The organism is Chamaesiphon polymorphus CCALA 037 (assembly GCF_003003845.1).
GTDB lineage: Bacteria > Cyanobacteriota > Cyanobacteriia > Cyanobacteriales > Chamaesiphonaceae > Chamaesiphon > Chamaesiphon polymorphus.
In genome coordinates, this window is record NZ_PVWO01000160.1 from 1 (window position 1) to 11045 (window position 11045).

4 protein-coding genes are annotated in these 11045 nt (G+C 42.2%); all 4 read left to right on the forward strand.

The window, feature by feature from the left end; translation table 11 throughout:
* Positions 1 to 3483 (forward strand): non-ribosomal peptide synthetase (locus C7B77_RS13735; RefSeq protein WP_146138315.1); only part of this gene is annotated, 3483 nt, incomplete at its 5' end.
* 6 nt (positions 3484 to 3489) lie between these two features.
* The gene (locus C7B77_RS13740) at positions 3490 to 6756 is read left to right on the forward strand and encodes a non-ribosomal peptide synthetase (RefSeq protein WP_106305585.1); all 3267 of its coding nucleotides are present in this window, start codon (positions 3490 to 3492) and stop codon (positions 6754 to 6756) included.
* 40 nt (positions 6757 to 6796) lie between these two features.
* Positions 6797 to 7606: a phytanoyl-CoA dioxygenase family protein gene (locus C7B77_RS13745; RefSeq protein WP_106305588.1), complete on the forward strand. Its 810-nt coding sequence runs from the start codon at positions 6797 to 6799 to the stop codon at positions 7604 to 7606.
* Positions 7607 to 7866: 260 nt separating this feature from the next.
* On the forward strand, positions 7867 to 11045 hold a 3179-nt coding region (locus tag C7B77_RS13750; protein ID WP_146138316.1), incomplete at its 3' end, for a non-ribosomal peptide synthetase.

Sequence of the window (11045 nt, forward strand, 5' to 3'; positions counted from 1 at the left end):
CTCACACTATCGATGTCGGAAACACCTGAAGGGTTAGTGGGTGATTGGGAATACAACACCGACTTATTCGATGCTGCAACCATCGAGCGGATGGCGGGTCATTTTGAGAACTTGTTGTCGGCGATTGGCTCCAATCCTCACCAGTTAGTGAGTGAAATCTCGCTGCTGAGTGCTGCCGAACGCCAGCAGTTATTAGTAGAGTGGAATCAGACAGCAAGTCAATATCCTGACGATAAATGTATCCATCACTTATTTGAGGCGCAGGTTGAAAAAACACCGGATGCAATCGCTGTTGTCTTTGAAGATGAGCAATTAACTTACCAACAGTTGAATCAGCGAGCCAATCAACTAGCTCATCACTTACAAAGTTTGGGTGTCAAACCCGAAGTCTTAGTCGGCATTTGTGTCGAACGTTCGCTGGCAATGGTAGTAGGACTGTTGGGAATTCTTAAAGCTGGTGGGGCTTATGTGCCACTCGACCCCAGCTATCCTCCAGAACGGTTGAGTTACATGTTGGCTGATGCTGGTGTGGAGGTCTTGTTGACTCAACAAGATTTGCTGGCATCATTGCCTGCACATTCAGCCCGTCTGGTGTGTTTGGATACCGATTGGGACTCAATTGCCCGCGCGAGTGCTACTAATCTCTCTTCTGATGTCGCTGCGGCTAATTTAGCTTATGTTATCTATACTTCTGGTTCTACTGGTTTGCCTAAGGGCGTCCAAATCGAACATCAGGCCATTGTCTGGCACTGTCACAATATTCAAAGTGTATATCGGCTCGAGTCAAGCGATCGAGTGCTTCAATTTGCATCAATTGGGTTCGATCCTTCGGTCGAGCAAATCTTTGTCCCCTTAGCTGTTGGTGCTTCGATAGTAGTCAGAGGCCAATTATGGCAACCATTTCAATTTCACGAATATGTTGAAAAATACCAGATTAGTGTTGTGGATCTGCCACCAGCCTACTGGCAACAATTAATTCTCGAATGGGTAAACAATCCGCAATCGCTCCGAGACTGTAGCATCAGACTGACGATCGTGGGTGGAGATGTGATGCCATCTGAGACAGTCAAACTTTGGCAGCAAACAGCGTTGGCATCTTCACGGCTGCTGAATGCTTTTGGACTGACGGAGGCAACTATCACATCTACTATTTTTGATGTAAGTTGTTTAGGCAGTTCTGAGCAGCAGCTCGAAAGTATTTCGATTGGGAAACCGATTGCCAATACGCAGATCTATATTTTAGACCGATATCTTCAACCTGTGCCGATTGGTGTCCCTGGGGAGTTGCATATTGGCGGTGATAGCCTCGCTCGTGGCTACCTCAACCGTCCTGACTTTACGGCGGCGAAATTTATTTCCGATCCCTTCTCGGATGATGAATCTGCACGTCTCTATAAAACTGGGGATTTAGCGCGTTATTTGAGTGATGGAAATATCGAATTTCTCGGTCGGATCGATAATCAAGTCAAGATTCGGGGTTTTCGGATCGAACTGGGGGAGGTGGAGGCTGTCTTGAGTTCTCATCCTCAGGTGCAACAAGCGGTGGTAATTGACATGGAGGATCGTGTTGGCAAACGTCTTGTTGCTTATCTGGTGACAGGGGATGAATCGCTCAGTGCTGGTCAAGTGCGTGAATATGTCAAGCACAGGCTGCCTGAATATATGGTGCCTGCGGCGATCGTCACTTTAGACTCTATACCGTTGACTCCGAATGGGAAAGTAGACCGCAAGGCACTGCCGATTCCTGATGGTGAAATCTTGCGGACGCATGAATATGTGGCTCCGCGCACTCCTAATGAAGAAATCATTGCCAATATATGGCAAGAACTGCTGCTTAAAGAAAAAATTAGCGTGAACGATAACTTCTTTGAAATCGGTGGTGATTCCATCTTGAGCATTCAAGTCGTTTCTCGTGCTAGAAGTGCAGGTCTCCAAATTACGCCCAAGCAGGTATTCCAAAATCAAACTATTGCGACACTAGCCGCAGTTGCCAACACGACAACTAGTGTAACTGCTCGACAAGGTGTAGTTACCGGATCGGCTCCGCTCACGCCAATTCAAAGCTGGTTCTTTTCAGAAAATACACAAGAGCTAGACCATTTTAACCAATCAGTCTTATTGCAGATTCCCAATCATTTTCAAAGTGAGCCGATCGAAAAATCCTTTAAAAAGTTACTGGAGCATCATGATGCCCTCCGTTTACGCTTCAGATTAAATGGATCTGATTACGAACAAATAAGTGAAGATTTTGACAACAATACATCTTTTTTCTCAGTAGTAGATTTGTCGTCAGTTCCCAAGGGATCGCAACCGCAAGCATTATCAAAAATTGCGACAGAATTTCAAGCTAGTTTGAACTTATCAACAGGATCGCTCATCCAAGTCATAATGTTTAACTTGGGCGATCGAGATGATGCACGTCTACTGATTATTATTCATCATCTAGTAGTGGATGGTGTGAGCTGGCGCATATTATTATCAGATTTAGCAACAATTCACCAACAATTAGTTACTCAAAAGCCGATTCAACTCAGCCCCAAAACCACCGCATTTATTGATTGGGCGACAAAATTAAAAAAACATGCGTACCTAGATAACTTCAGCCAAGAATTAGAATATTTGCTTCGTCAAGATTGGTCGATGGCAACACCATTACCATTAGATAATAACTCCACAAACTTCAAGAATACAGTTGGTTGTACTGCCACAGTGACACTAGAATTAAGTGAAGAAGAAACCCACATTCTATTAGGGTCGGTCAACGAAGCTTACAATACACAAATTAACGATATATTGCTAAGTGCATTAGTGCTTTCATTGGGACAATGGACGGAAAATTCTACTGTACTAATTAATTTAGAGGGGCATGGAAGAGAAGAAATATTTGAAGATGTAGATCTATCGCGGACAGTTGGTTGGTTTACTAGTATGTTCCCAGTCTTATTGTACCTACCTTCATTAGATCGACTATCATCTGTTATCAAGTCAATTAAAGAACAATTAAGAGCTATCCCAAATCGAGGGATTGGCTATGGCATATTACGATACTTGTGTGAAGATCCTAATCTTCGAGAACAACTTCAGGTAATTCCTAATCCAGAAATTAGCTTTAACTACTTAGGGCAATTTGTTAACGCAGTGTCTGCACAGCAGAATCGAGTCCAGTCAAATGATGTCTGGAAATTTGCCACTGAATCTACTGGCCTTAACGAAAATCCAAATCGATTTCGCAGCCATCTATTAGACATTAATTGTTTAGTGATAGAAAGTAAACTGCGCATTTCTTGGACTTATAACCCGAACATCCATAGTAAAAGCACAGTTGAGAAATTAGCAAAAAGCTATATTTCTTATGCCCAGTCTTTAATAGAGCATTGTCAATCAAAAGATGTTTTTGGGTACACACCTAGTGATTTTCCATTGACCAACTTAGCTCAAGATAAATTGGATGCACTTCTAGAAAAGTTGGCTGAAAATATATAAATTAACATGAAAACAAATAAAAAAATTGAATCAATTTATCCTCTTTCTCCAATGCAGGAAGGGATGTTATTTCACAGTCTTTACGATCCTAATAGTTGGGTGTATTTCGAGCAGACAATATTGACTTTAGAGGGTAGTATTAGCATTTCTGCTTTTGAATCTGCTTGGCAGAAAATTTTCGATCGGCATTCAGTTCTACGGACATTTTTTGCTTGGACAGATCTTGAAAATCCCTTGCAAATTGTCCTGAAAAACTTGAAATTACCTTGGACTAATCTTAATTGGCAACAACTATCCCCATTAGAGCAACAACAGCAATTATCAGATTTACTGCGAGAACAAAGACAACAAGGTTTTCAATTAGATCGCGCCCCTTTAATGAGTTTTACATTAATTAAACTCAATGAAGATACTTACAAGTTTATCTGGAGTCATCATCACATTCTGATTGATGGATGGTCTTTGCCAATTATCTTTAAAGAATTCTTGAGTTTCTACGAAGCTGCGGTTGTAGGCAAAACTTATTACCTACCAACACCATGTCCGTACTCCGATTATATTAATTGGTTAAATTCTCAAGATAAGCAAGCTGCACTTACCTTTTGGCAGCAGAATTTGGATGATTTTCGTACTCCCACTTCTCTAGTAGTAGATAGAGTTCAATCCAAAAAACAGCAGCAAGATTTTATCCGCAAAGATATTAAATTATATTTATCTGCTGAAATAAGTCATAAATTACAGTCTATATCTCAACAATATCATATAACTTTATCAAGTATATTTCAATCTGCGTGGGCATTGCTATTAAGCCGTTATAGTGGCGAACAAGATATAGTGTTTGGTGTCACTGTTTCTGGTCGAAATATTAATTTGCCCGAAGTAGAAAACATGGTGGGCTTACTAATAAATACCTTACCACTACGTCTAAAAATATTGCCGTTAGAGCAAATAATACCTTGGCTCTTGCGAACACAGCAATCGATGTTGGAATTGCAGCAGTATGCTTATATACCTCTTGTTGAAATTCAATCTAAAAGCGATCTGCCTGCTGGAGTCCCTTTGTTTGAAAGCATTGTAGTTTTTGAAAATTATCCAATTAATAGTTCTCTGGATAATTCAGATATTTCTTTACGGGTAAATGAGATCGATAGCTACGAACAAACTAATTATCCATTGACTTTAATTGCAGTGCCTGGAAATGAGTTATTGGTTAAAGTTATTTACGATTTTGCTCGTTTTGAAGAGGATACGATCGAGAGGATGCTAGGTCATCTTCAAACTATTTTATCGGCGATTGCCGATAATCCTCATCAAACAGTTGGGGAGATACCCTTACTAAGTGCAGCAGAATGCCAGCAGTTATTGGTTGATTGGAATGATACTGCCACTAAATATCCTCAAGATCTATGCATTCATCAATTATTTGAAGCGCAGGTAGAAAAAACTCCTGATGCGATCGCAGTGGTATTTGAAGAAGAGCAGTTAACTTATCAACAGTTAAATTATAGAGCTAATCAATTAGCTCGCTACCTCCACGGCTTGGGCGTTCGATCGGAGGTGTTGGTGGGAATTTGTGTCGAACGTTCGATCGCGATGGTTGTGAGTCTGTTGGCAATCCTTAAAGCTGGTGGTGCTTATGTGCCCCTCGACCCCAATTATCCTCAGGAACGGTTGAGTCATATGCTGCTTGATTCTGGTGCTCAGATGTTGTTGACGCAACAATCTTTGCTGGCATCTTTACCATCACATCCGGTGCGAGTAGTTTGTTTAGATACTGATTGGCAGATGATAGCCATGGAGTCAGGAACCGAATTAGCAACTGATGTAGAGCCTAACAATTTACTTTATGTAATGTACACCTCTGGCTCCACAGGATTGCCGAAAGGAATAGCTTTATCTCATTACGCTCTCAACAATCTCATTCAGTGGCATTTGGCAACAATGACACCAGGAATTAGAGTTCTCCAGTTTGCTTCCATCAGTTTTGATGCCAGTTTTCATGAGATATTTGCGGCTTGGTGTTCTGGAGGTACTCTGTTCTTAATTCCTGAGAGTCATATTCTGGATTTAGAAAAATTAGTACATTTCATCACAAAAAATCTGATTCAAAAGATAATTCTACCAGTCGCTCTTTGGCAGCAATTAGCAGAAACATATGGAGATCGACCCGAATTGTTTACTAATCTCATAGAAGCAGTCGCGACAGGGGAGCAACTTCGGATTACTCAACAGCTAATCGATCTATTTTCTCATCTCGACCATGTGACATTTCATAACCATTATGGCCCTTCTGAAACTCATGTCGTAACTTCATATATTTTGGCCGAATCATCCCAGCAATGGCCAAGTTATCCCCCGATTGGTAAACCAATAGCCAACACGCAGATCTACATTTTAGACCGACATCTTCAACCAGTGCCAATTGGTGTCCCAGGAGAGTTGCACATCGGCGGTGATAGCCTCGCCCGTGGCTACCTCAACCGTCCCGATTTGACAGCCGCGAAATTCATCTCTAATCCCTTCTCGAATGATGAATCTGCACGTCTTTATAAAACGGGCGATCTAGCCCGTTACTTCCCAGACGGGAATATCGAATTTCTCGGTCGCATCGATAATCAAGTCAAGATTCGAGGCTTTCGGATCGAACTGGGTGAAGTTGAAGCCGTCTTGAACGCCCACCCGCAAGTGCAACAAGCCGTTGTGCTCATGTATGGGACAGAAGCAATCAGAAAGCGTTTGGTCGCTTATATTATCTTGGTTCGCGAACAAACTTTAACAAGCGAACAATTACGAGATTTTCTTAAGCTTCAGATCCCAGAATATATGATACCTGCCGCTTTTATTTTTATCCAGACTCTACCTTTAACCCCCAATGGAAAGGTCGATCGCAAGGCATTGCCCGCTCCTGATGAAACCCGATCGAGTTTAGAGATCGTATTTGTCCCTCCTCAAACCCCTGTAGAAGAAGTATTAATCCAAATTTTGCAAGAAATTCTGAATGTCGAACGCATAGGTATGCACGATAATTTTTTTGAGTTAGGAGGTCATTCTTTGTTAGCAATGAAGTTAGTTAACGATATTAAAAAGAAGTTCGATTTAGCATTGTCAGTGCGTCAGGTATTTCAAAGCCAGACAGCCGCTCAATTAGTAAATATCATGACTCAGATAGCTGGCGATCGCGATGCGCTTGAAGAAATTGCGATAACTTGGCAGGCAATCGATAAGCTTTCTCCCGAAAAAGTTCAACTCATGCTAGAAGAACTCAAAAAATAGATACACGTATTTCAAATCTAATTACAACATCCAAATTGACATGAAACTTACTCAAGATCGGATCCAAAAGTACGAGAATGATGGGATGTTGTTTATCCCTAACTATTTATCTAAACTGGAAATAAATTCTGTAAATGAAGCAATTTTTCAATTGCCAGATAATACTCCTGGACTAGTGATGGAAAAGGACTGCCAAACCATAAGAGCACTTCATGGAGTTCACGCACATAGCAAAATTCTCCAGGATTTGATCCGACATCCATTGTTGCTAGAACCTGCTCGACAGATTTTAGGAGATTCGGTTTATCTCTACCAGTTTAAAATCAATATGAAAGCAGCTTTTACTGGCGATCTTTGGCCTTGGCATCAAGACTATGCTTTTTGGTATGAGGAAGATGGTATGCCAGAACCTAGAACAATTAGTATTGGTATTTTTCTAGATGAAGTAAATCAATTTAACGGGCCATTGTATTATATTTTAGGCTCTCACAAAGAAGGACTTATCGACTTTAATACTAATGGATCTAGAGAAGATGCTGGATGGGAAGCTAATGTCAGTGCCGATCTCAAATACTGTCTAGACAATAAAACCATAACTCGCCTCGTTCAAAAAGGGAGTCTAACAGCTCCTACTGGATCTGCTGGGTCTGTTTTTTTCTTTCATGGGAACATAGCTCATGCCTCAGTTCCTAATATTTCCCCTTATCCTCGCAGGCTGCTAATCATTACATACAACAGCATTAATAATATTCCCCGTTCCGATCGAAAAAGGCCAGAATTTTTAGTAGGTAAGAATTACACTCCATTAGAGCCTATTGTGAAAAACAATGTTTTACTACAACAAATATAATCAAAAAAAATAGATATGACAATAAATAAGCAATTAGTCGATCGCTAACAAGCATCATCTGTAACGATCGACAAAACCTACTGTTGGTAGTAATTAGATCGCAATCTATTTTTTTCAAAACAACATTATTTACCACCAAAACTCGTGCCAGCAGTACCTATCTTAAAGTATTTTTCTGTTTATCAAGAACTTGACAATTACTTCGATCGGGGAAGAGGTATGAAGTTTAATCTAAGATTATATAGTCACATAATATATCAATGACTACTACAAGCAATAACTCTTCTTCAGATAGTTTCTTCAACAATTCAAAGCATGACTTGCTCAAACTCATGCTGGAGAAAAAAAACATCCGTTTCAATACTCAAGCTATCCCTCGCCAGGACGAATCAACTTCATTAGCACTCTCATTTGCGCAAGAACGGCTGTGGTTTCTCAACCAACTCGAAGGGTCGAGTGCCACATACAATATGCCTGCCGCAGTTCGCATCAGTGGTTCCTTAGACATTAACGCACTCCAACAAGCATTAACCGAAATCGTCTGTCGCCATCAAGTCCTACGTACTAGCTTCCACACTGTTGACGGTCATCCCGTTCAGGTCATTCATCCTGCCACTACCCTGAAGATGCAGGCGATCGATCTACAGGCTCTAGCACCGATCGAACGAAGGACAAAATGTCAAGCGGAAATCGATCGAGAAGCAATCACCCCATTTGACTTAGAAGCCGCACCGTTAATCCGATGTAGTCTACTCTTGCTATCGGCAACAGAGCAGGTATTGTTGCTCGCCATGCACCATATTATTTCCGATGGGTGGTCGATCGGGGTCTTCATTCAAGAACTAGCAGTTCTCTATCCAGCGTTCTGTGCTGGAGCACCTTCACCACTGCCAGAATTACCAATTCAATATGCCGATTTTGCGGTATGGCAGCGAAAATACCTTAGCGGTCAAATCCTTGAAGCTCAACTCAATTACTGGCAGCAACAATTGCAAGGAGCACCAGAATTATTACAGCTACCGACCGATAGACCTCGCCCTCAGATCCAAACTTACCGAGGTAAATCGCAGAGCTTTCCTGTAAGTATCGAGCTGAACGATCGGTTGCAGTCCCTGTCTCGGGAGTCGGGCACTACGTTGTTCGTGACTCTGGCCGCCGCTTTCTCAACTTTACTTTATCGTTACAGCGGTCAGTCCGATCTGGTTCTGGGTTCGCCCATTGCCAATCGCAATCGGCGGGAAATTGAGTCATTAATCGGCTTTTTTGTAAATACCTTAGTCTTGAGAGTCCGGTTTGAAGACAATCCCAGTTTTGCTCAATTGCTAACTCAAGTTAGGGAAACCACACTCCAAGCTTACGAGCATCAGGATGTACCCTTCGAGCAGGTAGTTGAGGCATTAAAACCGCAACGGTCGCTGAGTCATTCACCACTATTTCAGGTGATGTTTGTACTCCAAAATGCGCCGATGGATGACTTAACATTACCTGGGATTACCTTAAGTTATTTAGATCGAGACAGCACCATTGCTAAGTTCGATCTCACATTATCGATGTCGGAAACACCTGAAGGGTTAGTTGGGGATTGGGAATACAATACTGACTTATTCGATGCTGCAACCATCGATCGGATGGCGGGTCATTTCCACAATTTGTTGTTAGCAATTGTCTCCAATCCTCAACAACCAGTTGATGAATTACCCTTGTTGACTCCATCAGAGCGACAGCAGTTATTAGTAGAGTGGAATCAGACAGCAAGTCAATATGCTGACGATAAATGTATCCATCACTTATTTGAAGCTCAGGTTGAGAAAACACCTGATGCGGTGGCGGTGGTGTTTGAAGATGAGCAATTAACTTACCAACAGTTGAATCAAAGGGCTAATCAATTAGCCCATCACTTACAAAGTTTGGGTGTCAAACCCGAAGTCTTGGTGGGCATTTGTGTCGAACGTTCGCTGGCGATGGTAGTAGGACTGTTGGGGATCCTCAAGGCTGGAGGAGCTTATGTACCCCTCGACCCTAGTTATCCTGCCGCACGTTTGAGTTATCTGTTGGGTGATTCTGCTGTAGATGTGCTGTTGACTCAGCAAGATTTGCTCTCATCATTGCCTTCTCATTCGGCACGGGTGGTTTGTGTTGATACAGATAGAGGGGTCATTGAGTCACATCATCAGGCTAATTTAGTGACTGGTGTCAGTGCAAATAACTTGGCTTATGTCATCTACACTTCTGGCTCCACCGGAACACCTAAAGGCGTTCCGGTGGAACATAAAGGATTATTAAACCTCATTTTTTGGCATCAACAAGTTTTTGCCGTATCCTCGTCAGATCGGGCAACTCAACTGGCAGGAGTAGCATTTGATGCATCAGTATGGGAATTATGGCCTTACTTGAGTGCAGGGGCAAGCATTCATCTTGTTTCCGATCGAATTCGCACTTTGCCTGTTGAACTTCAAGATTGGTTAACTACATCAGCAATTACAGTTACTTTCCTACCTACGCCTTTAGCAAAGGAAATATTAGGGTTAGATTGGTCTGATAACAAGACTTTGCGGATGCTGCTCGTTGGCGGAGATCGGCTCTATCAGTATCCATTATCTTCTATTCCATTCAAAGTAATTAATAATTACGGCCCAACTGAAAGTGCAGTTGTTACAACTTCTGGTATTGTCCCTGCTGGACTTGAAACTGGAATCCCTCCTTCAATCGGTCGTCCCATTGCCAACACGCAGATCTACATCCTCGATTCACAAATGCAACCAGTACCAATTGGGGTAGCTGGAGAACTCCACATTGGTGGCGATGGATTAGCCAGAGGATACTTAAATCGTCCCGAACTCACCCAAGCCAAATTCATTCCCAATCTCTTCTCCGCTGACAACTCGGCACGACTATATAAAACTGGGGATTTAGCGCGTTATTTGAGTGATGGAAATATCGAATTTCTCGGTCGCATCGATAATCAAGTCAAAATTCGGGGCTTTCGGATCGAATTGGGTGAAGTTGAAGCTGTCTTGAACGCCCACCCTCAGGTGCAACAAGCTGTGGTAATTGCCACTGGGGATAGTTCTGGCAAACGTCTTGTTGCTTATCTGGTCGCATCGGCTGAAATGCTTGACATTCTTCAAGTGCGAGTATTCCTCAAGCAAAGGCTACCAGAATATATGGTACCTTCGGCAATTGTCACTTTAGACTCTGTGCCGTTAACCCCGAACGGGAAAGTAGATCGCAATGCACTGCCGACTGCTGATGGTGAAATCTCTCGGACACATGAATATGTGGCACCGCGCACGCCTAGTGAAGAAATCATTGCCAACATCTTCGCTTCAGTGTTAAGCGTGCGAACTGTCGGGATCCACGACAACTTCTTTGAATTGGGCGGACACTCGCTACTAGCCACTCAATTAATTTCACAACTGAGAGTAGCTTTTTCAATTGA